Origin of the sequence: Mesorhizobium sp. M0991 (assembly GCF_040318915.1) — a bacterium.
Classification (GTDB): domain Bacteria; phylum Pseudomonadota; class Alphaproteobacteria; order Rhizobiales; family Rhizobiaceae; genus Mesorhizobium.
The window spans coordinates 79,512-105,113 of record NZ_JAMYNE010000002.1; the positions used below are offsets into that span (position 1 = coordinate 79,512).

At 63.0% G+C, this 25,602-nt stretch carries 24 protein-coding genes and 1 riboswitch; of the genes, 11 read left to right on the forward strand and 13 right to left on the reverse strand.

Features of this window, described 5'->3' with window-relative positions; genetic code table 11:
* Window positions 1-76: 76 nt before the first annotated feature.
* The 5 genes from mtnK to dhaL all read left to right on the forward strand — a co-directional run bounded on the left by mtnK (window position 77) and on the right by dhaL (window position 5,073).
* On the forward strand, window positions 77-1,348 hold the full coding sequence (gene mtnK, locus NKH70_RS04180) for an S-methyl-5-thioribose kinase (RefSeq protein ID WP_352717881.1): 1,272 nt from the start codon (window positions 77-79) through the stop codon (window positions 1,346-1,348).
* Complete coding sequence (gene mtnA, locus NKH70_RS04185; protein WP_352717879.1) at window positions 1,345-2,439, forward strand: S-methyl-5-thioribose-1-phosphate isomerase; 1,095 nt, start codon at window positions 1,345-1,347, stop codon at window positions 2,437-2,439. Before mtnK ends, mtnA begins: the two co-directional genes overlap by 4 nt.
* A gap of 209 nt (window positions 2,440-2,648) precedes the next feature.
* Window positions 2,649-2,795, forward strand: a riboswitch (FMN riboswitch).
* A 76-nt stretch (window positions 2,796-2,871) separates the two neighbouring features.
* Window positions 2,872-3,345 (forward strand): 6,7-dimethyl-8-ribityllumazine synthase, encoded by a 474-nt coding sequence (locus NKH70_RS04190; protein WP_352717878.1) that lies wholly within the window; start codon window positions 2,872-2,874, stop codon window positions 3,343-3,345.
* Between the two features lie 69 nt (window positions 3,346-3,414).
* Window positions 3,415-4,428, forward strand: coding sequence for a dihydroxyacetone kinase subunit DhaK (locus NKH70_RS04195; protein WP_353024834.1), 1,014 nt, complete (start codon window positions 3,415-3,417; stop codon window positions 4,426-4,428).
* A gap of 9 nt (window positions 4,429-4,437) precedes the next feature.
* A complete protein-coding gene (gene dhaL / locus NKH70_RS04200) occupies window positions 4,438-5,073 on the forward strand; it encodes a dihydroxyacetone kinase subunit DhaL (protein ID WP_352717876.1) in 636 nt (211 codons plus the stop codon).
* Here the strand turns inward: dhaL and derI are convergent.
* Genes derI through NKH70_RS04215 form a run of 3 tightly spaced genes read right to left on the reverse strand, consistent with a single transcriptional unit; the run spans window position 5,070 to window position 7,072 of the window.
* Complete coding sequence (gene derI / locus NKH70_RS04205; protein WP_352717875.1) at window positions 5,070-5,513, reverse strand: D-erythrulose-4-phosphate isomerase; 444 nt, start codon at window positions 5,511-5,513, stop codon at window positions 5,070-5,072. The genes dhaL and derI overlap by 4 nt on opposite strands.
* A 25-nt stretch (window positions 5,514-5,538) precedes the next feature.
* Window positions 5,539-6,297 (reverse strand): triose-phosphate isomerase, encoded by a 759-nt coding sequence (locus NKH70_RS04210; protein WP_352717874.1) that lies wholly within the window; start codon window positions 6,295-6,297, stop codon window positions 5,539-5,541.
* A gap of 10 nt (window positions 6,298-6,307) precedes the next feature.
* Complete coding sequence (locus NKH70_RS04215) at window positions 6,308-7,072, reverse strand: DeoR/GlpR family DNA-binding transcription regulator (RefSeq protein WP_292653840.1); 765 nt, start codon at window positions 7,070-7,072, stop codon at window positions 6,308-6,310.
* Window positions 7,073-7,334: 262 nt separating this feature from the next.
* Here NKH70_RS04215 and fba point away from each other — a divergent pair, with 262 nt between their 5' ends.
* Complete coding sequence (gene fba / locus NKH70_RS04220) at window positions 7,335-8,399, forward strand: class II fructose-bisphosphate aldolase (RefSeq protein ID WP_352717873.1); 1,065 nt, start codon at window positions 7,335-7,337, stop codon at window positions 8,397-8,399.
* Window positions 8,400-8,446: 47 nt separating this feature from the next.
* On the opposite strand, the gene NKH70_RS04225 is transcribed toward fba, so the two are convergent.
* The 10 genes from NKH70_RS04225 to NKH70_RS04270 form a co-directional block, all read right to left on the reverse strand.
* Window positions 8,447-9,385, reverse strand: coding sequence for a sugar phosphate isomerase/epimerase family protein (locus tag NKH70_RS04225; RefSeq protein WP_353024938.1), 939 nt, complete (start codon window positions 9,383-9,385; stop codon window positions 8,447-8,449).
* A complete protein-coding gene (locus tag NKH70_RS04230) occupies window positions 9,385-10,902 on the reverse strand; it encodes a glycerol-3-phosphate dehydrogenase (RefSeq protein WP_352717872.1) in 1,518 nt (505 codons plus the stop codon). Before NKH70_RS04230 ends, NKH70_RS04225 begins: the two co-directional genes overlap by 1 nt.
* Window positions 10,903-10,921: 19 nt before the next feature.
* On the reverse strand, window positions 10,922-11,962 hold the full coding sequence (locus tag NKH70_RS04235) for a 2-hydroxyacid dehydrogenase (RefSeq protein WP_352717871.1): 1,041 nt from the start codon (window positions 11,960-11,962) through the stop codon (window positions 10,922-10,924).
* A 7-nt stretch (window positions 11,963-11,969) separates the two neighbouring features.
* Window positions 11,970-13,532, reverse strand: a complete 1,563-nt coding sequence (locus NKH70_RS04240; protein ID WP_352717869.1) for an FGGY-family carbohydrate kinase — start codon at window positions 13,530-13,532, stop codon at window positions 11,970-11,972.
* Entirely contained in the window at window positions 13,532-14,656 is a 1,125-nt protein-coding gene (locus tag NKH70_RS04245) for an ABC transporter ATP-binding protein (RefSeq protein ID WP_352717867.1), read from the reverse strand. Before NKH70_RS04245 ends, NKH70_RS04240 begins: the two co-directional genes overlap by 1 nt.
* Window positions 14,653-15,771, reverse strand: coding sequence for an ABC transporter ATP-binding protein (locus NKH70_RS04250; protein ID WP_352717866.1), 1,119 nt, complete (start codon window positions 15,769-15,771; stop codon window positions 14,653-14,655). The genes NKH70_RS04245 and NKH70_RS04250 overlap by 4 nt, the downstream gene beginning before the upstream one ends.
* A gap of 4 nt (window positions 15,772-15,775) precedes the next feature.
* Window positions 15,776-16,633 carry a carbohydrate ABC transporter permease gene (locus NKH70_RS04255; RefSeq protein WP_023676025.1) on the reverse strand — a complete coding sequence of 286 codons (858 nt, stop codon included), beginning with the start codon at window positions 16,631-16,633 and terminating at the stop codon, window positions 15,776-15,778.
* A gap of 9 nt (window positions 16,634-16,642) precedes the next feature.
* Window positions 16,643-17,566 (reverse strand): carbohydrate ABC transporter permease, encoded by a 924-nt coding sequence (locus tag NKH70_RS04260; RefSeq protein WP_352717864.1) that lies wholly within the window; start codon window positions 17,564-17,566, stop codon window positions 16,643-16,645.
* A 153-nt stretch (window positions 17,567-17,719) separates the two neighbouring features.
* On the reverse strand, window positions 17,720-19,165 hold the full coding sequence (locus NKH70_RS04265; RefSeq protein WP_352717862.1) for an ABC transporter substrate-binding protein: 1,446 nt from the start codon (window positions 19,163-19,165) through the stop codon (window positions 17,720-17,722).
* A gap of 44 nt (window positions 19,166-19,209) precedes the next feature.
* Window positions 19,210-20,184: a sugar-binding transcriptional regulator gene (locus tag NKH70_RS04270; RefSeq protein ID WP_352717860.1), complete on the reverse strand. Its 975-nt coding sequence runs from the start codon at window positions 20,182-20,184 to the stop codon at window positions 19,210-19,212.
* Between the two features lie 228 nt (window positions 20,185-20,412).
* Between NKH70_RS04270 and NKH70_RS04275 the strand changes: the two genes are divergently transcribed.
* From NKH70_RS04275 to NKH70_RS04295, 5 genes are all read left to right on the forward strand, one after another.
* Window positions 20,413-21,456, forward strand: a complete 1,044-nt coding sequence (locus tag NKH70_RS04275; protein ID WP_352717858.1) for a substrate-binding domain-containing protein — start codon at window positions 20,413-20,415, stop codon at window positions 21,454-21,456.
* Between the two features lie 38 nt (window positions 21,457-21,494).
* Window positions 21,495-22,763, forward strand: a complete 1,269-nt coding sequence (locus NKH70_RS04280; RefSeq protein ID WP_352912846.1) for an ABC transporter substrate-binding protein — start codon at window positions 21,495-21,497, stop codon at window positions 22,761-22,763.
* Window positions 22,764-22,835: 72 nt separating this feature from the next.
* Window positions 22,836-23,681 (forward strand): carbohydrate ABC transporter permease, encoded by an 846-nt coding sequence (locus NKH70_RS04285; RefSeq protein WP_352977868.1) that lies wholly within the window; start codon window positions 22,836-22,838, stop codon window positions 23,679-23,681.
* Window positions 23,678-24,520: a carbohydrate ABC transporter permease gene (locus NKH70_RS04290; protein WP_353024836.1), complete on the forward strand. Its 843-nt coding sequence runs from the start codon at window positions 23,678-23,680 to the stop codon at window positions 24,518-24,520. Before NKH70_RS04285 ends, NKH70_RS04290 begins: the two co-directional genes overlap by 4 nt.
* Before the next feature lie 21 nt (window positions 24,521-24,541).
* Entirely contained in the window at window positions 24,542-25,582 is a 1,041-nt protein-coding gene (locus tag NKH70_RS04295; RefSeq protein WP_352912848.1) for an ABC transporter ATP-binding protein, read from the forward strand.
* The last annotated feature ends 20 nt before the right edge of the window (window positions 25,583-25,602 follow it).

Sequence of the window (25,602 nt, forward strand, 5' to 3'; positions counted from 1 at the left end):
ATTGCCAGCAGGCTTCCTAGCTTGGCCCGACCGCGTTGGCTCCGCTATCATCGGAGCACATGAGCGGGAGGTGAGGATGACTGGGAAATCGCCGTTCGAAGCACTGTCGGTCGAGACATTGGCGGGCCGTCTCCGTGCCAACGAGGCCCTGCGTTCGCAGATCGGCAAGGACACGAGCCAGTGGAAGGTTCGTGAAGTCGGCGACGGCAATCTGAACCTGGTGTTCATTGTCGAAGGCGCTGAGGGTGCGGCCGTCGTCAAGCAGGCCCTGCCCTATGTCCGGCTGGTCGGCGACAGCTGGCCGCTGCCGCTAAAACGCTCCTTCTTCGAATATCATGCGCTGACGCGGCAACAGGCACGGGCGCCGGGTTCGGTGCCGGATATCTACCACTTCGATGAAGGCCAGGCGCTGATCATCATGGAGTATCTGTCGCCGCACATTATCTTGCGGCGGGCGCTGATCGAGGGCCGGCAACTGCCCAACATCGCGAAAGACATCGGCCTGTTCATGGCCCGCACGTTGTTTCGCGGCTCCGACCTGCATATGGCGACCAAGGCCCGCAAGGCCGATCTGGCGCTGTTCGCCGACAATGTCGAACTCTGCGACATCACCGAGAACCTGGTTTTCTCGGATCCGTATTTCGATGCCAAGATGAACCGGCACACCAGCCCGCAGCTCGATGGCATTGTCGCCGAGCTGCGCGCCGACCGCGACCTCAAGGTCGAGGCGCAGCGCATGAAGCACATCTTCGCCGCCAATGCGGAGACGCTGCTGCATGGCGACCTGCATTCCGGCTCGATCATGGTCACCGACACCGAAACGCGGATGATCGATCCCGAATTCGCCTTCTACGGCCCGATCGCCTTCGACGTCGGCATGCTGCTCGCCAATTTCTGGATGGCGTTCTTCTCGCAGCGCGGCCATGAACAGGGCGGAAGCCGCGACGCCATGCGCGACTATCTGCTCGGCGTTACGGTCGAGACATGGTCGGTGTTCCGCAGCGAGTTCTCGCATCTGTGGCGAACCGAGCGTACCGGCATGCTCTACCAGAAGAGCCTGTTCGAAGATCAGGGCGACAGGCTTGGCGCCGAGCAGGCGCTCGACCACATGCTGCATTCGATCTGGACCGATCTGCTCGGCTTTGCCGGCGTCGAGGTTCACCGGCGCATTCTCGGCCTTGCCCATAATGCTGATTTCGAGACCATTGCCGATCCGGATCTGCGCGCCAGATGTGAAGCAAGGGCGCTGAAATTCGGCCGTCACCTCGCCGTCAACCGGCGCCAGATCCACAGCATCGACGAGGTCAATCAATTGGCCGCGCTGATCGAACGGGAGAGCAGGATTTGAACGTCGGCGACCGCCACTACCGTACCATCTGGCCGAGCGACGACGGGCGTTCGGTGGAGATCATCGACCAGCGCTGGCTGCCGCATGATTTCCGCATCGAAAAGATCGATACCGTCGCCGGCATCGCCACGGCAATCCGCGACATGTGGGTGCGCGGGGCGCCACTGATCGGCGTCACCGCCGCCTATGGCGTAGCCATGCAGATGGCCGACGATCCGTCGGATGCGGCGCTCGACGCGGTCTGGGCAACCTTGCACGAAACGCGCCCGACGGCGATCAATTTGCGCTGGGCGCTGAACGAAATGCAGCGCTTCCTGCTGACGCTTCCCCTGGCAGAACGTGCCGCGGCTGCGTATCGACGTGCCGGCGAGATCGCCGACGAGGATGTCGGCCTCAACCGCGCCATCGGCGCCCATGGGCTCGAAATCATCAAGGCGATCGCGGCGCGCAAGCAGCCGGGCGAACCAGTCAATATCCTGACCCACTGCAATGCCGGCTGGCTGGCCACCGTCGACTACGGCACCGCCACTGCGCCGATCTATCTGGCGACGGAAGCCGGCATTCCAGTCCATGTCTATGTCGACGAAACGCGACCCCGCAACCAGGGTGCCCAATTGACCGCCTGGGAGATGGCCGGCCACGGTGTGCCGCATACGTTGATCGTCGACAATGCCGGCGGCCATCTGATGCAGCGCGGCCAGATCGACATGGTCGTCGTCGGCACCGACAGGACCACCGCCAACGGTGATGTCTGCAACAAGATCGGTACCTATCTCAAGGCGCTCGCCGCCGACGACAACGACGTGCCGTTCTATGTAGCGCTGCCGTCGCCGACAATCGACTGGACCGTGGGCGACGGGCTGGCCGAAATCCCGATCGAACAGCGCTCGCCCGACGAGGTCTCGCTGGTCTGGGGCAAGACGGCTTCCGGCGAGATCGCCCAGGTCCGCGTATCGCCGGAAGCCACGCCGGCGGCCAATCCGGCCTTCGACGTGACGCCGGCGCGGCTGGTCACCGGCTTGATCACGGAACGCGGTGTCGCTACGGCCTCACGCGAAGGCCTGAGGGCGATGTTTCCCGAGCGCGGATGATCTCCCTCTTGAGGGGAGATGTCGCCGGAGGCGACAGAGGGGTCGCAGCGTGTGGAGCGCCCGCGCCTTCTAGGCCGAGAAGATGTTGGCGCTCTACGTGAGACGACCCCCTCTGGCCTGCCGGCCATCTCCCCCTCAAGGGGGGAGATTACAGCTCCAGCCACGGCGTCGATTGACATCGGTAATGCGGCCTTCCATACAAACGCCGTCAATGTTCTCAGGGCGGGGTGAAAGTCCCCACCGGCGGTAAGGGTCTCGGCCCAAGCCCGCGAGCGCTTTCCGGTTAGCCGGAAGGGTCAGCAGATCCGGTGTGATTCCGGAGCCGACGGTCACAGTCCGGATGGAAGAGAACGAACGGAAGACGGTCCGCTTTCGCGGTTCGGATTCCGTATCGTGCGTCCTGATTCTGGATCGAAACGGAAAGATGGACCCATGAATCAGCATTCCCACAACGACTATGAAACGATCCGCTTTGCCGTCATTCGGGCGCGCTGGCACGCCGATATCGTCGACCAATGCGTTGAAGCATTCGAGGCGGAACTGGCGGTTCTCGGAGAGAAACGCTTTGCCGTCGATGTCTTCGATGTGCCAGGCGCCTATGAGATTCCCCTGCATGCAAAAACGCTTGCCGAGACCGGCCGCTATGCCGCTATCCTCGGCGCCGCGTTCGTCGTCAATAGCGGCATCTACCGGCATGAATTCGTGGCAAGTGCGGTCATCGACGGTATGATGACCGTGCAATTGTCGACTGGCGTGCCGGTGCTTTCGGCGGTGCTGACGCCGCACAACTACCATGACAGCGCGGACCATCACCGCTTCTTCTTCGAACACTTCCAGGTCAAGGGCAAAGAGGCAGCCAATGCCTGCGTGCAGATCCTGGCCGCGCTGGAACGCATCGCCGCGTGAAATGTCCGTCCCCGGGTGGAAATCCCGGTAACACGCTGTACTATCTGCGAAAATACCGAAATCGGGAGGATGCAGGTGCAGACCAAGAAGATCATCAATGACGGCAACCGCACGGTCGACGAGATGCTGGAAGGCATCCTGGCCGCGCATCCCCGCCAGCTTAAAAGCGCGGACGGAAGCCCCCGCTCCATCATCGCCCGCGACGGCCCACGCCCCGGCAAGGTCGGCCTCGTCATCGGCGGCGGCTCGGGCCACGAGCCGACCTTCCTCGGCTTCGTCGGCAAGGGGCTGGCCGACGCCGCGGCCATCGGCAATGTCTTCGCCTCGCCGCCGCCGGACCCGATCCTTGAATGCGCCAAGGCGGCCAGCGGCGGTGCTGGCGTGCTGTTCATGTATGGCAACTATGCCGGCGACGTGATGAATTTCGACATGGCCGCCGAAATGGCGGCAATGGACGACATCGAAGTGCGCACCGTGCTGACCACCGACGACGTCGCCTCGGCGCCACGCGACCAGAGGCAGAAGCGACGCGGCGTCGCCGGCAATTTCTTCATCTTCAAGGCCGCCGGTGCCGCCTGCGACCGGATGCTGTCATTCGACGAATGCGAGCGCATCGCCAGGAAGGCCAACGATTACACCTTCACCATGGGCGTGGCGCTGTCGCCCTGCTCGCTGCCGCAGACCCGCCGGCCCAATTTCGAGATCGGACTGGACGAGATGGAGATCGGCATGGGCATCCATGGCGAGCGCGGCATTGGGCGCGGAAAACTGATTACTGCCGACGAGATCACCGACGAGATGCTGGACAATATCCTCGACGAGATGGCGCCGGCGCGAGGCGACAAGGTCGCTGTGCTCGTCAATTCGCTCGGCTCGACGCCGCTGATGGAACTTTACGTCATGAACCGACGGGTCAAGCACAGGCTCGATGACATCGGTGTCGCTGTCCATGCGACCTGGGTCGGCAATTATTGCACCTCGCTCGAAATGGCCGGCGCCTCGGTGACGCTGATGCATCTCGACGGCGAGTTGCAGGAGATGCTCGACCATCCCTGCGACTGCGCCATGTTCCGTGCCGGCTGAGAGGGCATCATGACCTCGATCGACACAGCCGGCTTGAAAAGAATGTTCAATGCGATCGCCGCGGCGATCGATGCCGACAAGGACCGGCTCTGCCGGCTCGACGGCGTCATCGGCGATGCCGACCACGGCATTGCGATGGCGCTCGGCTTTGGCGCTGTGCGCGACGCGCTGGACCAGATCGATGCGTCGACCGAGCCGACGGCATTGCTCAACACCGCGGCAAAGTCGTTCCTCAACGCCGTCGGCGCCTCGTCAGGCCCGCTCTATGCGACGGCCTTCATGCGCGGTGCCGTCGCCGTCAAAGGCAAGGCAATTCTGGAGGACGCTGACGTCATCGCCATGCTCCGGGCGATGGCGCAAGGCATCCAGGATCGCGGCAAGGCCGAGCTCGGCGAAAAGACCATGGTCGACGCCTGGCTGCCGGCGGCGCAAGCGGCCGCCGCAGCCCAAGGCGCCGGCAAGACGCTGGCCGAAAGTCTTGACGCTGCGTTCGCCGCGGCTGAGCGCGGCGCCGAGGCGACCAAGGACATGATCGCCGCGAAGGGCCGCTCGTCGCGGCTCGGCGAGCGGTCGCTCGGGCACATGGATCCCGGCGCCGCGTCGGCCGTGACGATCATCAATGCGATGCGGAACAGTCTGGTCTAACCCCGCTTCGCCGCGTCGAGCCTGTCGATGGCCTGGACATTGCCTGCCGATGGTCCCTTCTCATCGAATTCCGATGCGAGCCATGCGTCGACGATCGACTTGGCCAGTTCCGGGCCAATGACGCGGGCGCCCATGGTAATGATCTGGGCGTTGTTGGATTTTGCGGCGCGCTCTGCCGAATAGGTGTCGTGGGTGAGTGCGGCGCGAATGCCGGGCACCTTGTTGGCGGAAATGGATACGCCGATCCCGGTGCCGCAAAACAGGATGCCGCGATCGTTCTCGCCGTCCAGGATGGTCTGGGCGAGCTTCTGCGACAGGTCGGCATAGTAGCCCGCCTGGCTGAGGTCATTGACCGTGAGGCCGGGCTTGGTGGCGAGGTGAGAGGCAATGACGTCGAGCAGCGGCTTGCCGGCGCTGTCGGCTCCAATGGCTATTTTCATGTTCGGTTTCCTTCTTGTTCGATGCTTAGATCGCCGCCGAGGCGCGTTTGAGGATGTCTATATAGCCTTCCGCCTGCCAGGCGGAACGGCCGATGAACAAGCCGTCGATATGAGACTGTCCGATCAGTTCGGCGGCATTTTGCGGATTGACGCTGCCGCCATAAAGCACCGGCGGTATGGCCGGCAGGAGGTCGCCGGCGATTTTCTTGATCAGCGCCTGCTGTCGGCCGGCATAGTCCGAGCTTGCCGGCACACCCTTGTCACCGATCGCCCAGACCGGCTCATAGGCGAACAGGATAGTCGCCGCCTTGGCCGCGCCTTCGAGAAACTGCAGCGCGCCGTGCACCTGCAAGGCCAGCACCGCATCGGCCTGGCCGCTGTCGCGTTGAGCCAAGGTCTCGCCGACGCAGATCAGTGGCACGAGACCGTGCTTCACCGCCGCCGCAGTCTTCAGCCCGACAGCCTTGTCGGTCTCGCCGAAATGCTCGCGCCGTTCGCTGTGGCCCAACTCTACCATATCAAGTTCGCAGTCTTTCAGCATTATCGGCGAGATCTCGCCGGTCCAGGCGCCAGCGTCAGCCCAATGCATGTTCTGCGCGCCGACCTTGATGCGCGCCGGCGACAGCGCTTTCTTGACCTCGCGTATCGCCGTGAAGGGCGGGATGACGAAGGGCTGAATGCGCTCGTCGAAACCGGGGACGAACTCGGCCAATGCATCGGCGAAAGCCATCGCCTCGGCGAGCGTCTTGTTCATTTTCCAGCTGGTGCCGACCCAGTAAACCATGCGTGCTCTCCTACTCTGCGATCACTGTCAGCGAAACGCCAGCACCATCCAGCGCCGCGCGCATCTGCGGCTGCGGCTCGCGGCCGGTGAAGACGGTATCGAAAGCCTTGAGATCGGTCAGGAAATGCAAGGCGGTGCGGCCGAATTTCCCATGATCGACCAGCAGATATTTGCGCGCGGCTGCGGCCATCATCAGCCGTTTGGTCTGGACCACTTCCTGATCTTGGTGAAAGGCAGAGGCACCATGTATGGCCGATGACGACAGGAAAGCGACATCGGCGCGCAATGATTTCAGCGTGTCCTCGGCGAGCAGGCCGAAGAAGCCGTGGAACTTCTTGCTGTACTGGCCGCCGAGCGCAATCAGGTTAATCCCGGCAACGCCCGCCAAATCCTGGATGACAGCCAGGTTGTTCGAGATCACCGTCAGCGGACGCAGATCGGCAAGGTGCCGAGCAACGCCGCCCGCGGTTGAGCCATCGTCGATAATCACCGTCTGGCCCGGTTCGATCATCGTCACGGCGGCGGCGGCGATGCGCTGCTTTTCATCGCCGGCCAGCCGCTGGCGGTAACGGAAATCGCTCTCGAAAAGGCTGCTCGGCTGGATCGAGGCGCCGCCGCGCACCTTGCGCAGAAAACCGCTTTCCTCGAGCTCGTCGAGATCACGGTGGACGGTCATCTTGGAGACGCCGAAGCGCGAGGCAAGATCGTCGACACTGGCGGTGCCGGTGTCCATCAGAAAATCCATGATGCCTTGCCGGCGGCCGTCGCTCTTCATTTCCGCGGATTCCTCGTGCAACCCGAACGCACGTTCCGAGATATAACAGGAAACGTCGCACAGCCACCAAATTTTTTGTGATAATGTTATGTCTCTATGAGATATCATGACGCTTCTGGTCGCGTGCTGTAACAAGAATTGCTGCCGGCCGAGCGCCCAGCGGTTGCGGTGCCGCGGAAATGCGGCCAGAAGCATCAGGGGCTCGACGACAACCGAACAGCCCGCAAACACTGGCTCGAAACCGGATACGGGAGACTACTGAGTGGCTCGCATCACACTGAGACAATTGCTCGATCATGCCGCCGAATACGGCTATGGCGTGCCTGCCTTCAACATGAACAATATGGAACAGGGCCTCGCTATCATGGAGGCCGCCGAGGAGACCAAATCGCCGGTCATCCTGCAGGCGAGCCGCGGCGCGCGGGCCTACGCCAACGACGTCGTGCTTGCCAAACTGATCGATGCGCTGGTCGAAATCCATCCCGATATCCCGGTCTGCATGCATCTCGACCATGGCAACAACGAAGCCACTTGCGTCACCGCGATCCAGCACGGCTTCACTTCGGTGATGATGGACGGATCGCTAAAGGAGGACGGCAAGACACCCGCCGACTACGCCTATAATTCCGGCATCACCCGCCGCGTCGTCGACATGGCGCATTGGGGCGGCGTGTCGGTGGAAGGCGAGATCGGCGTTCTTGGATCGCTTGAGATGGGCGGCGGCGAACAGGAAGACGGCCATGGCGTCGAGGGCGTCATCAGCCACGACCAGTTGCTGACCGATCCGGTACAGGCCGAACAGTTCGTGCGCGACACCCATGTCGATGCGCTGGCAGTCGCCATGGGCACCAGCCACGGCGCCTACAAGTTCAGCCGCAAGCCGGACGGCGCTGTACTGGCCATGAACGTCATCGAGGAAATCCACCGCCGCTTGCCTAACATGCATCTCGTCATGCACGGCTCGTCCTCGGTGCCGGAGGAGTTGCAGGAGATCATCAACAAATATGGCGGCCAGATGAAGCCGACATGGGGCGTGCCGGTCGAGGAGATTCAGCGCGGCATCAAGCATGGCGTGCGCAAGATCAATATCGATACCGACAACCGCATGGCGCTGACCGGCGCGATCCGCAAGGTGCTGACCGAGAATCCGAGCGAATTCGATCCGCGCAAATATCTGACGCCGGCAATGGCAGCCATGCGGAAGCTGTGCAAGGAGCGCTTCGAGCAATTCGGCACCGCCGGCAACGCTTCCAAGATCAAGCCGCTGCCGCTGCCGGAAATGGCCAAACGCTACAAGTCCGGAAGCCTCGATCCGAAATTTGGCTGACATATTCCGGTTCTGAGCAGGAGCCGCCTCGGCTCCTGCTCATCCCATCATGCTCGCGGCAACAGATCGGCCCTGCCGGTCTCGATGAAGGGCGCCCAGTAGTCGACCGACTCGCGGATCATGGCGACGACCTGATGGTCGACCGGCTCGCGTTCGCGGAACGACAATTCGAGGCAGATCTCGTTGCCGATGCCGCCGCCCCGGCGAATCGTCTCCAGCAGCTTTTCCGGCGTGATGCGGCCGTCCTTGTTGTGGGCGGCAATGAACGGCCAATGGCCAGCCTTGTTCATCGACGATTGCTTGATGTGGATGATCGGCGATTCCTTTGGAAAAGCTTCGGCCCAGGCATAAGGGTCAATGTCGTCCGGATTGCTCGACGTCACGTCGCCATGGTCGATGTCGACCATCATCTTGAGCGGGATCGCCGTGCCGGTCGCATTGATTTCGCGCTGCAGCGCGCGGCAGCTCTCGATCGTGTGGCCGAATTCGCGGCCGACCGACATCGGCTCCCAGAACAGGTAGGTCAAGCCGGCGGCCCGGGCATGCTCGGCAACCTCACGCCAGCATTCCAGCGCGATGTCGAAAAGCCGCGCGCGACGCTCAGGATCGTCGTAGTCACGATGGGTGAAGATCGCGAATTGCGTGCCCATGCCGGCAGCGCCGAGTTCGGCCGAAATTTCGGCAAAAGTCTTGAACCAGTCGACATAATAGCGCCGCACGTCGGCGTCGGGATGGCCGAAATGATTGAGCCTGCCGTAGGGGCCGGTCATCGCCGATGTTACGCGCACACCGGTGCGGGTGAGAGCGGAGCGGAACAGGCGGATGAATTTGGCGATCGTCGCCGCCGGCCAGCCGGGATTGACGAACTCATGCGTGAGCTGAACGTCTCGGATGCCGATCGCGTAGGCGATCGTATCGATCAGGTCGTCCGGCTCGGCAAAACGGTTGACCAGCGGATTGGTGTTGAGGGATAGCGCAAAAGCCATCAGCCGGCCTTCGCCAGCCGACTCGAACACCAGTCTTCGAACGCTTCTCTTTCCGCGCCGGACAGATGCAGGCCATGCTTGGTGCGTCGTTCGAGAATATCGGCCGCGGTCTCGGCCCATTCGTGCTCGAACAGGTAGTTGGCTTCGCGCTCGAAAAAATCCTTGCCGAAGCGCCGGCCCAGTTCGGCGAGCGAACCAGCCGTGCCGACCAGATCACGCGTCCTTGTGCCGTAGAGTCGGCCATAATGCTTGACCAGCGATGCCGGCATCCAGGGATATTCGTGGCCGAGGTCACCGAGGAACTGCTCGAAATCGGCATTGGCGATATCGCCGCCCGGCAGATGCCCTTTCGAGGTCCACGGCTTGCCCATCTTCGGAAAGAACGGGGCGATGCGGTCCAGCGCGTGCTCGGCCAATTTACGGAAGGTGGTGATCTTGCCGCCGAAGACGGAAAGCAGCGGCGCCTGCCCTGCCGAAGCGTCGAGTTCGAAAATATAATCGCGGGTCACCGCGCTCGGATTGTCGGCATTGTCGTCATAGAGCGGCCTGACGCCGGAAAACGAACGAACGACGTCGCTGCGCGCAAGCTGGCGCTTGAAGTAGCGGTTGACCACCTTGATCAGATAATCGATCTCGCCGGCATCCGCGGTCACGTCCTCCGGCCGCCCGTCATAGGGAATATCGGTGGTACCGATCAGCGCGAGATCGTTTTGATAGGGATTGATGAAGATCACGCGCTTGTCGCTGTTTTGGACGAGATAGGCCTGTCGCCCTTCCCAGAATTTTGGCACGACGATGTGGCTGCCCTTGACCAGGCGCACGTTCCGCTTGGAGTTCTGGCCAGCCACGCGGTTGATGACGTCATTGACCCAGGGACCGGCGGCATTGATCAGCGCCCGTGCCCGGACTGTGGTCCTGACGCCGGTTCGACCGTCGCGCATCTCCACCGACCACAGGCCGTTTTCGCGACGGGCGGCAATGCAGGCGGTGCGGGTGAATATCCTGGCTCCGCGCTCGGCGGCGTCGAGCGCGTTGATGACGACCAGGCGGGCGTCGTCGACCCAGCAGTCGGAATATTCGAAGCCGCGCTTGAAGGCGTCCTTGATCGGCGCGCCTTCTGGCGCGGTGCGCAGGTCGAGCGTGCGCGTGGCCGGCAGCCGCTTGCGGCCGCCAAGATGGTCGTAGAGGAACAGGCCGAGCCGGACCAGCCAGGCCGGCCGGTCATCGGGGCTGTGTGGCAGCACGAAGCGCATCGGCCAGATGATGTGCGGCGCGGATTCGAGCAGCACCTCGCGCTCGATCAGCGCCTCGCGCACCAGGCGGAACTCGTAATATTCGAGATAACGCAAACCGCCATGAACGAGCTTTCCCGATCGCGAACTGGTGCCCTCGGCGAGATCGTCTTTTTCGCAAAGAATGACCGACAGGCCCCGGCCTGCCGCATCGCGCGCGATCCCGGCGCCATTGACGCCGCCGCCGATGACGAAGAGGTCGACGATTTCGGTTTCACCGCTCATCTCGCTCTATGCCCTGTCGTCAGCATGGATTGACCGGAGGCAGACCGGCGATGAAGCGGCGCACTTCCTCGGCCGCCTGCTCGGCCGCATAAGTCACCGTGCGCACCGACGCGCCGGCGATATGCGGCGTCAGTGTCACGTTCGGCAGCTGCAGCAAGGGCCAGTCGGCAGGCACCGGCTCGACGGCGAACGTTTCCAGCATGGCGCTGCCGATGTGCCCCGAGACGAGCGCCTCATAAAGCGCATCGTAGTCGACCAGCGGTCCGCGCGCGGTGTTGACGAAGATCACGCCCGGCTTCATCCGGGCAATGGCGTCCTTGCCGATCAGACCGCGCGTCTCTTCGGTGACCCGGGAGTGCAGCGTGACCACATCGGAGCGCGACAGCAGATCGTCCAGCGCAACCAGCTCGACGCCGGTATTGCGGTCCTCGGCGCTCAATTGCACATAGGGATCGCAAACCAGGATGCGGCAGCCGAACGCGCGCAGCAGCCGAACCAGCCTGGTGCCGATATTGCCGTAGCCGATGACGCCGACGGTCATTTCGTTGAGCTCGCGGCCGGTGCGGTCGGCGCGGTAGAGATCGCCGCGCCACTCGCCCTTGCGCAAGGCTTCGTGGCCGACGCGGATCAGCCGCGTCTCGGCGAGAATGGCGCCGATGGTGAACTCGGCCACGGCGCTGGCATTGCGACCGGGCACATTGACCACCGTGATGCCATGGGCCTTGGCGGCCGCCATGTCGATGTTGATCGGCCCGCCGCGCGATACCGCAACCAGCTTCAGCGTCGGCAGGCGCTGCATCATGGCTTCGGAGAGCGGCGCAAGCTGGGTAACAAAAATTTCGGCATCGCCGATAAAATCGACCACCTCGTCAGGATCACCGAAATACTCCTTGACCTTGTCGAGGCCGAGCGCAGCATTGCCGAATTCCATCGGCTCGTCGGGCCATGCAGTCTCAATGGTGCGGATGTCGAGATTATCGCCGCAGGCCGCCTCGATTTTCTCGCGAAACACGTCCGGAAGCATGAAGCGGTCACCGATGATCGCAATTTTTTTGCGCATGCTCTTCTCAATTCACGTCAGTTTGTCTGGATGCGGCCATCGAACGCCAGACCGGCCGCAGCGCCTCATGCGCCAATGCGTAGGACGGAGCAATCGCCTCATAGGCGGCGGCAAGTTTCCGGTCGCTGGGCTCGGCCGCACGGAGCAAAGGCGTGACCCATTCACTGACGCAATCGTCCATCGATACGTACTGGCCGACGCAGACCGCAGCAATCATTGCAGCGCCCGCAGCGCCGGCCTCCTCGCGCTCGCTGGTGCGAATGTCCGCGCCGACCGCAGCACCCAGGATCTTGCGCAGAGCCGGGCTCCTGGCCGCTCCGCCGGTCAGGCGGATTTCCTTGGGCAGCGGCCCCATCGCGGCGTAGCAATCGCGTGCCGCGAAAGCCAGCCCCTCGAACACCGCGCGGACCATGTCGGCATAGCCGTGCCTGGACGAAATGCCAACGAAGCCGGCCCTGGCATTGGCATCGACGAACGGCCCGCGCTCGCCGGCCTCCGAGACATAGGGCTGGTAGAGCAGCGAGCCTGGCTCGGACGACGATATCCACTGGTCGACCAGCGCGATCATCTCGCCATTGGTCCGCGTGATACCTTGCGAGGCGAGAATGCCGGAGGCGAGGCCAAGGACCCAGTCGATATTGAGCGTTGCCGCCATGTTCGACTGCATCTGCGCAAAGACGCCCGGTGCCGGCATCGTCATCGTGTAGCCGGTTGCAGCCTCGTTGAGCAGAACCTCGTCCGGCGTTTCGGCAAGCCGCATATGCATTCCGGTAGAGCCGATGATCGAGCATCCCGGCTTGCGCTCGCGATCGAACAGGCCGGCGCCGAGCGCCGTGCAGGCGACATCGACATAGGCCAGAACGACCGGTGTGCCGGCGAGCAGGCCGGTCGCATCGGCTGCTGCTACCGACAGCGAGGTGCTTTGCCTGGTGCCATCGACGATGGGCGGCAGTAGATGCCTGAGATCGGTGACGCCGAGTACCTCGAGCACATCATCTGAATAGCCGCGCGTGCGGAAGTCGCCGAAGGTAAAGGTGCCCTCGGACGGGTCGGTGGCACGGTGACCGGTCAACTTGAAATAGAGCCAGTCCTTGCAGTGGAAGGCCGTCGCTGCATTGGCAAGCATCGCGGGCATGTGGCGCTTCATGAAGACGAACTGCGATCCCTGCTGGCAGGCAGCGAGCCCGCTGCCGGTCTTTTCGAAGCGCAGCCGGTCCTCTGGCCGCGCGCGGATCTCCTCGACGACCGCAGCAGCGCGCGCGTCGAGCCACAGCCAGCCCTTGGCTACCGGCTCACCATCCTTGTCGATCAGCCAGGTGCCGTCGCCTTGGCCGGTCACGGCAACGGCAATGGTCCGGCTGGCTAGGTTCGGCACCTTGTCGGCGAGCTGGCGCAAGGTCGTCGCGGTATCGGCCCAGGTGCGCGTCAGGTCCTGCTCGGCGCCGCCGCCCGGCAGTGTCTCGTATTTATTGGGCAGCGCGGCGGACGCGATCTGCCTGCCCGCCGTGTCGAAGGCGACGGATTTTATGACAGACGTGCCGGCGTCGATGCCGATCAGCACATCCTGCATCAAGCAAGCTCCGTGCCGTGCGAAATGGCATTGCCGCTCGCCTGATCGAAGACGTGAAGGTTTTTCGGATCGATGCTGATCTTGATCGGCGCGCCAAGCTCCAAGCGGGTTCGGTCATGTTCGACCAGGACCAGCGAACCGCCGGCGAAATCGGCGGCGATATGGGTCTGGTCGCCGAGCCATTGATTGGCCGAAACCGTCGCCGGCACACCATCCTTCGAGCGGCGGACCGCATAGGGCCTGACGCCGATGACGACGCGCTGCCGGTTGAGCAATTCGTCGCGAACCGGGCCGCTGAACGCATCCTTGTCGTAGTCGAGCGAAAGCCCGTCGGGCAGCTTGAGATTGATCTTGCCGTCAGCTGTGCCGACATAGGCCTCGAAGACATTCATCGGCGGCTCGCCGACGAATGTGCCGGTAAACAGGTTTGCCGGCCGCTCCTTGAGCCTGTCAGGCGTGTCGAACTGCTGCAGCACGCCGCCCTCCATGACGGCGATGCGGTCGGCAAGCGCGTTGGCCTCAGTCTGGTCGTGCGTGACCAGGATCGCGGTCAGGCCGCGCTCCTTGATGAAATGCTTGATGCGGCCGCGCAGCACGGCGCGAAGCTGCGGCTCGAGCTGGCCCATCGGCTCGTCCAGCAGATGCAGGTCGGCCTCGCGGATCAGCGCCCGGCCGAGGCTGGCGCGCTGCTGCTGGCCGCCGGAGATCGAGCTCGGATAGCGCTCGAGAATGTCCTCGATCTCGAGAAGCTTGGCGATGTTGGCAACCTTTGCATCGACCGCACTCTTCGCCAGCCTGGCGGCCTTGAGGGCGAAGGCGATGTTCTCACGCACGGTCAGCGGCGGGTAGAGCGAATAGCCCTCGAAGGCCATTGCGACGTTGCGCCTGACCGGCGGCAACGTGTGCACTTTGCGGCCGGCAACCGCGATGGTGCCGCGCGAGACCTCTTCGAAGCCTGCGATCATGCGCAATGTCGAGGTCTTGCCGCAGCCGGACGAGCCGAGCAGCGCCACGATCTCGCCCTTGGCGATTTCCATCGTCAGGTTCTTGACGGCGTGTACGCCGCGGTCGATCGGACCGTAGAACTTGTCGACGCCCGAAATGGTGATTGCGGTCGGGCTCATGCCGCTTCTCCACTGCGCAAATTGACGACATTCTTCGAGCCGATACGCTCGCCGCTTGCCCGATCGAACAGCACGGCGCTTTTGCTATCGACGGCGATATGCGCCCGGCCTTCGGATTGGCCCGGCGTCCCGGACGGACGCGAGACCAGGATTTCACGGCCGCGCACGGTTCGCACCAGCGTGACGATCTTCTCGTTGAGCGGCGTCTCAGCCTCGACCGTCACCGGGATGGCGCCGGGCGTGCCTTCATCGACAAAGGCCAGTGCCTCCGGCCGCAAACCGATCACGCAGTCGCGGCCGACCACCGCCTCATGAGCGCCGGCAAGATGGACCTGGACGTTGGACAGGCCGACATAGATGCCCTTGGCGTCCCGCGACGGCTTGACGTCCAGAAGGTTGATCGTCGGGTCGCCGAACAGCCGGGCAATCTCGACATTGGCCGGCTCGCGATAGATCTGCTCGGGCGTGCCGAGCTGTTTGACGACGCCCTGCGACATCACCGCGATGCGGTCGCCGAGCGCCATCGCTTCCTTGTAGTCCTGGGTGACGTAGATGACGGTCGCGCCGCGATCGGCGAGCAGCCTTGGCAGTTCGAGGCGCATTTCGAAGCGCAATTTGGCATCGACGTTGCGCAAGGGATCGTCGAGCAGGAGAAGCGGCGGCGAGCCGACCAGCGCGCGGGCAAGCGCGGTGCGTTGCTTCTGGCCGTTGGACAGCGCCCGCGGCTTGTGGCTGAGCACATGGCCGATTTTCAACAACTTGGCGACGCTCTCGACGCCGGCCTTGATCGTGCCCTGCGATGAGTGCTTCGCCTGCAGCGGCGTCGCGATGTTATCGAACGCCGTCATATGCGGGAACAGCGCGAAGTTCTGGAATGCCATGCCGACGCCACGGAACTCGGCGTCGAGATCGGTCATGTCCTCGCCGCCGATGAGGATCTTTCCCTCGTCGGGGTCGATGACGCCGGCGACCAGCCGCAGCAGCACGGTCTTGCCGGCGCCGGACGGTCCGAACAGGACCAGCGTTTCGCCGTCGGCGACGGTCAACGACAGATTGTCGAGAACGGTCTGGCTTTTATAGCGCTTGACGATGTTTCGCAGTTCGAGGCTTGCCATCGGACTATCCTTTCACCGCGCCAAGCGACAAGCCTTCGACGAGATAGCGTTGCGCATAGAGCGCGAGCGCCAGCGTCGGCGTGATCGACAGCACGATCGCCGCCGAGATCTGGCCGTACTGGATGCCCGAGGACGTGATGAAGGCGAGCGCGCCGACCGTCACCGGCTGCTTGTCGGCCGAGGCGAGCACCAATGCAAAAACGAAATTGTTCCAGGCAAAGATGAAGGCGAGCAGACCGGCAGCGGCGATTCCCGGACCGGCGAGCGGCAGCGCGATCTTGCGAAAGGTGGCAAACCAGGAATGTCCGGCAATGCGGTAGGCGTATTCGATATCGGCGGGGATATCCTCGAAATAACCGCGCACGATCCACAGGATCAACGGCAGGCAGATCAGCTGGTAGACCCAGATCAGCCCGATATAGGTGTTGGCCAGCCCGAGCTTCTGGAAATAGAGGGTGAGCGGCAGGAGCACCAGCAGCGCCGGCGCGAACCGGAACGACAGGAGCGTGAAGGCAATGTCCTCCGAGCCGCGGAATTTGTGCCGCGCAAAGGCGTAGGCCGCGGGAACGCCGAGCAGCAACGCGACGGCAACCGAGGTGACCGACAGAAAGACGGAATTCCACAGATTGCGCATGAAGGCGATATCGAGCGTGCCGGCTGCCGTCATCAGCTTGCCGGTGATCAAGGCAGTGTAGTTGGCGAGCGTCGGCTCGAAGACAAGCTGCGGCGGAATCCGCAGGATTGTCTCGTTGGTCTGGAACGACATCATCAGGATCCAGACGATCGGGAACATGAAGAAGATCACGACCAGCGCCAAGGCAATGCCGCGCAGGATGCGTTCGAGAAGGGAGGTGTGTTCCATGCCAGCCTCCTATGCCTGTCCGCGGGCGCGTTCGCGCAGCCGCAGCCAGTTCTTGATGAAAATATTCGAGAGGAAATAGGTGATCGCCCACAGAATGATCATCAGCGCCGCCGAGCGGCCGACATTGGTCGACTGGAAGAAGTTGAGATAAGCCTCAACCTGGAACACGGTCAGCGTATCGCCCGGACCGCCCTGCGTCATGGCATAGATGATGTCAAACTGCTGGATGGAATCGAGCAGGCGGAACAATGTCGCCGTCAGGATATAGGGGGTCAGCATCGGCAGGGTGATGCGGAAGAAAACGAAGCTCCTCGGCACGCCGTCGAGTGCTGCCGCCTCGAATGGCTGCGTGGGCAGGCTGCGCAGGCCGGCAAGCAGCAGGATCATGATGAACGGCGTGTAGACCCAGATGTCGACAAGCACGACGGTGAGCAGTGCCGTGGACGGAGACGAGGCCCAGCGGAAATCCTGCAGCCCGATCAGGCTGGCGAGATAGCTGAGCACGCCAAAGCCGGGATTGGTCATCAGCTTCCACATCAGCGCGGCGAGCGCCGGCGCGGTCATCAGCGGCATCAACAGCATGATCGAGATAAAGTTGTTCAGCGTCGAGCGCTTTTGTAGCAGCATGGCGATGCCGAGACCGAGAAGCAGCTCGAGCACGACGGTGATGCCGGCGTAGAGCAGCGACACCTGCAGCGTGTTCCAGAACTTCGGGTCAGTGAAGAACGAGATGTAGTTGTCGCCCCAGTTGAACTGCCGCGCCCAAGGCTGGCTCAATCGGTAGCGCTGGAAAGAATAGACCACCGATGTGAAGAACGGGATCAGGATGCCGATGCAGACCAGCAGGGCCGGCAAGCTGAGGAGATAGGGCAGCACCCGCTTGCTGATCCTGAAGCCCGACGGCCTGTTTCTTTGTGTTGTCGCCGCAGTCATCTGCTGCTCCGTCATCCTGTTGCTTCGCCGTCCCGGCCGCCCAAGGGAGCAAGGCGGCCGGTCGGGCGAGCAGGCGGTACCGCTCGGCACCGCTTCGCAAACGTGTCACATCCTAAAGGCTGGCCCGCGGGACGGGCCAGCCCTGGCCGCGGCTTAGCCGAGCCCGGCTTCCTTGAGCTGGCCGTTGATGCTCTCGGCCAACTTGTCGAGGCCCTCGTCGACTGGCACTTCCTTGGCCACCATCTTCTGCAGCGTCGCCGCCCATTCGGTGGTGAGATCGAAGAACAGCGGCTGCGGAGTGAACTTGATGCTGGCGCCCGGTGCCGAGACGTCGAACATCTCGACATAGCCCGGATAGCTCTTGTTCAGTTTGTCGCGGAACATCTCGTCCTTCCAGACCGACTGACGGACCGGATTGACGAAGTCCATCTTGGTCGCACCGAACAGACCGTGCTCGGGTCCGGATGCCCATTGCATGAAGTACCAGGTGGCGTCCTTGTCCTTCGAGAAATTGGACATCGACAGCGACCAGATCCAGATGTTGGGCGTCGGTGCCTTGGCGGCGGGATTGGCCTTGAAAGCGGAAAAGGCGAGCTTGCCGGCCATTTTGTTGTCGCCGCCATTCATGAAGTAGCCGAGGATATCGGCGTCGAAAATCATCGCCGAGGCGCCGGCACCGAGATCGGTACCGACTTGGTACCAGGTGTAGGTCGACCAGTCCTTGGGGCCGCTCTCCTGGATCATCTGGACCCACTGTTTGTGGAAAGCCTTGGATTCGGCGGTGCTCATCGCGGCCGACAATTTGCCGTCGGCCGAGACGTTCAGGTCCTTCTGGTCGAAATTGGCGTAAGCCGACAGGAAGCCTGGGTGGATCGTCGCCCAGGAGCGCGAGCCGCGCACGCCGATGCCGTAGACACCGCCACCGACGTCCTTGGTGAGCTTCGCTGCCGTAGCTACCATCTCATCCATATTGCCGGGAACGCTGACGCCGACTTTGTCGAACATGCCCTTGTTGTAGGTGATGTTGTTCTGCTCGAAGCCCCACGGAATGCACCATTGCTTGGCGTCTTCCGACCCGAGCACGCCGCCGGGCTGCCCGTTCCAGGCGCAAGAACTCCTGACGCCAGGCAGGAAGTCGTCCCAGGCATATTTCGGGTTGGTCTTAGCCGGATCCTTGATCCATTCGTTGAGGTCGGTGATCCAGCCGGCCGGACCGTAGGTCCAGGTCATGTAGGCGCCGGTCATGAAGGCATCGTATTCGGGTGAGCTGGCCGACAGTGCCGCGGTGACCTTGTCGAAATAGACGTCTTCCGGAAATACGTCGTAGACGACTTCCATGCCGGTCAGCTGCTTGAAGTTGTCGAGGTCGGCAATCATCGCATCGGCGTAGGGATGCTTGTTGAGCAGCAGCTTGATGGTCTTGCCCTTATGGGCCTGCCAGTCGAAATCAGCCGCCAGGGCGCGGGTCTGCCCGAGGTTGAGCAGGGTGCCGGCGGTGCTGGCGGCAAGGCCCATTGCACCGAGGCCCTTGATCAGCCCACGGCGGTCGACTTGTCCACGCAGGAACGCGTCGATGAGGTCTTTCTCTTTCTCATGCATTTCTCTTCTCCTCCACAGGGTAGTTTCAACGAAATGGTTGCCGGCTACCCGACCGGCGTCTGTTCCACGAGCGATCGCGCCGTCCGCTCGTCGGTTATCAGGCCTTTGAGATAGCGGCCCTCCAGCACTGACTTGATGGCGCGAACCTTCACCTTGCCGCCGGCAACGGCGACAATCCTGCGGTTGCTGATGTCTTCGCGCGCCAGTGCCAGCGCCCGGTCGGAAAGCGTCGTCGCAACAGCCTTTCCGGCATCGTCGAAGAAATGGCCGAGCAGTTCGCCGACGCCGCCATTGCTGCGGATTTCCTCCATTTCGCCCTTCTCGATCATGCCGGTTGCGACAAGCGAGGCCTCACGCTCGGCAGTTCCGATGCCGGCGATGAGCAAGTCGGCGGACTTGGCGAGGTCGAAGACATCGCTGACGCCTTTCTGCCCGAGCAACACGGTTCGATCCTCGACCGTGTTGGCGAACATCGGTACGGGCATCACATAGGCCTCCGCACCAGTCCGCTCGGCGACGCGGTGGATGACGTCATGCGGATTGGCCGAGAACTTGCGCGTCAGGCCGCCAAGCAGCGAGACGAAACGGATCCTGCCGGCCGATATGCGCGGCAGATATTCCACGCAGGCGGCAAGCGTGCGGCCGTGGCCGACGCCGATCAGCGCCTCTTCGCCGCGTTCGATCTCGCGCTTGAGAAACTGCGCGCCGGCGATGCCGAGCGCCTTGAGCGGCAGGTCTTCGGCATCGAAGTCCGGAACCACCTCGCAATAGTCGAGGCCGTACCGGCCGGACAATTCGTCCTCGAGCTCCACGCATTCGGAGACTTCGCCGTCGATGTAGACTTTGACCAGGCCTTCCTGATTGGCCTTGGTGATGAGGCGATGCGCCTTGAGGCTGGTCAGGCCGAGCCGCTTGGCGACCTCGGACTGGGTCAGGCCGCCAGCATAATGAAGCCAGGCGGCACGGGCTGCCATCCCGGTCTCATCATCGCGCAGCAGGCCGTTGCCAAAACCAACCATTTCCGCCCTTTGATATTTTTATCAGTTGTTGCAAAATTTTTCACAAGGCGTCGCCCGAGTCAAGCAACCGCTGCGTTTAAATCTCCATCCGGGAGCTTGCTGGCTTGGTCGAACAAGGGCCAAGCGGATCAACGGGCAAGAATCAAATACCGCTTGCGCGCATTTAAAACGTTTGCAATTTGACCTGGACTGATTACAAACGTTTCAAACTTCGTTCGGGAGGAAACGATGCCGACCCGCGTTACCACCCTCAAGGAACTTGCTGCGCAGCTCGACCTGTCGATTACCACCGTTTCGCGCGCGCTTGCCGGCCACGAGCAGATCGCCTTGAGAACGCGCCAACGTGTCGCCGAGGCCGCGCGCCAGGCCGGCTATGTGCCGAACACGGCAGCCCGCACGCTGGTCTCCGGCCGCAGCGGTTTTGTCGGCATGGTGCTGCCGATCCGCGGCCCCAATCTGGTCGATTCCTTCCTCGGCGAATTCGTCACCGGGCTCGGCGAAGGGTTGGTTTCGCACGGGTCCGACCTGATTCTGGCCGCAGCGGCGCAGGGCCAGTCGGAACTTTCCGTGCTTCGCCATGTCGTCGAATCCGGACGCGCCGATGGGGTCGTCGTCACCCGCATCGCCGAGGTCGACGAGCGGCTTGCTTATCTGCGCCGACGCAATTTCCCGTTCGTCGCGCATGGCCGGCTGCTCGACGGCGACTTTGCCTACCATTGGCTCGATACTGATGGCGCACATGCTTTCGGCGAGGCCTTCGACATGCTCTACGATCTCGGACACCGCCATTTCGGCCTGGTGACGATTTCCGAGCCGATGACGTTTCGCCATCTCAGACAGGACGGGCTCGCTGCCGCGATTGCGCGCCGGGGCGATCCGTCCGTCAGGCTCTATGTGGCGACGGCGCCGCGTTTCGATCGCGGTGCCCGCATCCAGGCAATCAACCGGCTTCTGCACGCCACCGAGCGGCCGACGGCGATTATCGCGCTGTTCGACGAGCTGGCGCTGACGGTGATGGAAGAGGCGGGGCGCGCCGGACTTGCCGTTCCTCGCGACCTTTCGGTGATCGGCTTCGACAACATAGCCGCCTCAGCCTATGCCCCGCCGGGGTTGACCACTTTCGACGCTTCGATCCGGCAGTGCGCGCGCGAGATCGGCGAGATGCTGCTGACCGTCATCCGCAACAAGCCGGACGCGCCACTGACCCGGCTGGTCCGGCCGACACTTGTCTCGCGAGCAAGCCATGGCTCGGTACCCACAGGACAGAACTGATGTCCGCTTCGCGGCGCAACCCAGGGAGGAAGATGACGATGAATGCTTTGAGGATATTGGCAGGCGCCGTGCTGGCGCTGTCGCTCGCTGCCGGCGCAGCACAAGCCCAGCAGGTGTTGTTCTGGTCGACACAGGCGCGACCTGTGGAAGAGACGCAAAAAATGCGCGGTGAGGTGCTGAAGGGGTTTGACGGCCAGGTTGACTATCAGGTCGCCGAGGACGGGCCCTGGCTCACCCGCCTTCAGGCCGAACTGCAGGCCGGCTCCGGCACCATAGGCGTGCTCGGCGGCCTGCACGGAGACTTCTCCACCGTCGGCGCGAACCTTGTCGATCTCTCTGGCGTCGATCTCGGTGGCGTCAAGGTCAACGAGACCTACAAGAAGCTCGGCATGCTCGGCACCGGAGAGCAGAAGTACCTGCCATGGATGCAGGCCACCTTTCTGATGGCGGCCAACAAGCAGGCGCTGCAATACCTGCCGGCCGGCGCCGATCTCAACACCATCACCTATGACCAGCTCATCGAGTGGGCGAAAAACATCGCAGAGAAGACCGGCTCACCCAAATTCGGCTTTCCGGCCGGCCCGAAAGGGCTGAAGCACCGTTTCTTCGAGGGTTTTCTCCTTCCATCGTATACCGGCTCGATGGTGACCAAGTTCCGCTCGGCGGAGGCCGAGACGGCGTGGAACAAGTTCAAGGAATTGTGGCAATACACCAACCCGAATTCGACCAACTATGCCTTCATGCAGGAGCCGCTGCTAACCGGCGAAGTCTGGGTGGCATTCGATCACGTCGCGCGCCTCGCCGACGCCTTCAACCAGAAACCCGATGACTTCGTCGCCTTCCCGGCGCCGGCTGGCCCGGCAGGCCGCGGCTACATGCCGGTGGTGGCCGGCGTCGCTATCCCGAAGACCTCGCCTGACATGGACGAGGCCAAGGCGCTGGTCGCCTATATGCTGAAACCGGAAACCCAGATCGCGACGCTGAAGGCGACAAACTTCTTCCCCATCGTCGACGTCAAGCTGCCCGACGACATGCCGGCCTCGGTAAAGGCCTTCAGCCCAGTGATCGCCACCATGACCGGTGCCCCGGATGCGCTGCCGGCGCTGCTGCCAATGGGACTTGGCGGCCTCGGCGGCAAGTTCAATCAGATCTACACCGACAGCTTCGAGCGCATCGTGCTCGGCGGCGAGGATGTGCACGGCGTGCTCGACGAACAGGCGACGGCGCTGAAGGCGATCATCGACCAGGCGAAAGCGCCGTGCTGGGCGCCCGACAAACCCTCGCAAGGCGCCTGCCCGGTCGATTAAGAATCCTCCCCGGGCGTCCGGACCTAGCGCGCCGGGCGCCCACCCTTTCAAACGCCGAACAGAGAACGCTCCATGCACGGCAAGGCCCTGCCCTATCTGCTGCTGATGCCGGCGACGCTGTTCCTCTGCGTCTTTTTCCTCTACCCGTTCGTGTTGGTCGCCTTCGAGGCGTTCACCCGCGACGGCAGCTTTACGCTCGACAATTTCCGCACCATGGCGGGCAGCTGGAAATTCCCGGTCACGGTCCGCAACACGCTGCTGTTGAGCGCCGTCGTCGTGCCCATCCAGCTGGTCATGGCGCTGCTGATGGCAACGGTGGTGTCGCGGCTTGAAACCGGGCGCAGCGCCGCGCTTTACATCTTCGCTATTCCGCTCGGCATCTCCGATCTCGCCGCCGGGCTGATCTGGCTCGCCATCTTCGACCAGTCCGGCTTCCTCAACACCTTGCTCTCCAATCTCGGCGTCATCGACAGGCCGGTCATGTTCCTCGGCTACCAGAGCAAGCTGACGATCTTCATTGCCGTGGCGCTGGCCGAGATCTGGCGCGCGACCGCCATCATGATGGTCATTCTGGTCGCCGGCATGGGGCTGATCCCCCGGGAATATTACGAGGCAGCCGAGGTCTTCGGCGCTAGCCCGTGGAAGCGCTTCATCAAGATCACGCTGCCTCTGTTGCGCCCAAGCCTGCAGACGGCGATCATCCTGCGCGTCATCCTTGCCTTTGAGGTCTTTGCCGTGGTTGCAGCACTCGGCGGCACCAATCTGCCGGTGCTGATGGGCGAGACCTACAATTGGCAGTTCACGCTGCAGGACCACAATGTCGCCGCCGCCATGGCGCTGTTCATCCTCGCCATCTCGATCGGCTTCACGCTGTTCTTCCTGCGGGTGCTGCGTGTGCCGAAGGAGGCTCGCATATGAGCACCGTCGCGGAGCTCTCGATCGCCGCGCCTGAGGCCCGCAAAGCGGGCAACTGGTTGCTGGTCGCAACCGTCATCCTGCTTTGCGCCTGGGTGCTGCTGCCGATCTATCTGTTGATCGTCAACACGCTGTCGTCGCCGGAAGAGGTGACCGCCTTTCCCAAGCGCTTCTTCCCGTCATTCGATTTCGGCAGCCTTTCTTTCTTCATCAATTTCGCCGGTGTCGCCAAGGCGCTGTGGAACTCCGTCCTCGTCGCCACGCTGACGATGCTCCTCTCGATCGGCTTCGGCGCACCCGCCGGCTACGCGCTGTCGCGGTTCGAATTCCCAGGCAAGGAAACGTTCCGTTTCCTTGTGCTGATGACCCGCGCCTTCCCGCTGCCGCTGCTGGCGCTACCGCTGGCGGTGATGTTCATCCGCACCGGCCTCGACGATACCGCGATCGGGCTGGCGCTGGTCCACACCACGCTGGCGCTGCCATTCGCGGTGCTGATCACTTTCTCGCTCTTCTCCGGCATTCCAGTTGAGCTGGAGGAAGCGGCCTGGACGCTCGGCTGCACGAGATTGCAGGCATTCCGAAAAATCATTCTACCGCTGGCGCTGCCGGGCATCGCGGCGTCGGCGGTATTTGCCTTCACCATCTCCTGGAACGAGGTGTTTGCCGCCGCCGTGCTCACCATCGAGAACCGGACGCTGACCGCCTTCCTGCTTCAGAGCCTCGGCGAATCGCCGCTCTACCTCAAATTCGCCGGTGGCGCGGCACTGGTCATCCCGGCGCTGATCTTCATCTTCGCCGTTCGCAAATATCTGTTCGCCATGTGGGGGATCGCCAACCGATGACGCGCACAAAAGAGAACGCCGATGGCTGAGATCGCCATCAAGCAGGTCGCAAAACGTTTCGGTGGCTTCACCGCGCTGCATTCGATCGACCTGACCATCGCCGACCAGGAATTCATGGTGCTGCTTGGCGCCTCGGGCTGCGGCAAGACCACGCTGCTGAGGATCGTCGCCGGGCTGGAAACGCCAAGCCAGGGCGAGGTCTGGATCGGCGGCCGTCGCGTCGACCATCTGCCGCCGCGCGAGCGCGGCATCGCCATGGTGTTCCAGAATTACGCCGTGTTTCCGCACCTGACCGTGTTCGAGAACATCGCCTTCGGCCTGCGGATGAAGAAGCTGCCGCAGCAGGAGGTCGAGGGGCGCGTCAACCGCACCGCGGAGCTCATGCACATCGAGCAGCTTTTGAAGCGCTATTCGGGCCAGCTTTCCGGCGGCCAGCGCCAGCGCGTGGCAGTCGCTCGGGCGCTCGCGATGGAACCTGACGTGATCCTGATGGACGAGCCGCTGTCGAACCTCGACGCGCTGCTGCGGCTCGAAATGCGCGCCGAACTCAAGGGCGTGCTCGCTGCGTCCAAGACCACCACCATCTACGTTACCCATGACCAGGTCGAGGCGATGAGCCTCGCCGATCGCATCGCCGTCATGCACCAGGGCCGTATCGTCCAGGCCGCCTCGCCGGTAGAGGTCTACCGCAATCCAGCGGCCCGCTTCGTCGGCTCCTTCATCGGCAACCCGCCGATGAATTTCATCCCGGCGACCAAGGCGGCAGACGGCAGTTGGACCGTCGCCGGGCTGACGCTGCCTGGCCCCAAATCCGACAAGCCGACGATAGAATTCGCCATTCGCCCCGAGGATGTCGACGCCGGCACCGAAGGGCTGCACGCCACCGTGCGCGTTGTCGAGCCGCTCGGACCGCACACGCTGGTCACCTGCGATGTCGAGGGCGGCCTGTTCCGCGCCATCCTCGAATCGAATGTCACGGTCGCTGTCGGCGATCACCTGCGGCTCTTGCCCAAACCCGACCGCATCCGCTGGTTCGATCCCGAAACCACCAACGCCCTTTGATCCACCTTCGATCCTGAAAG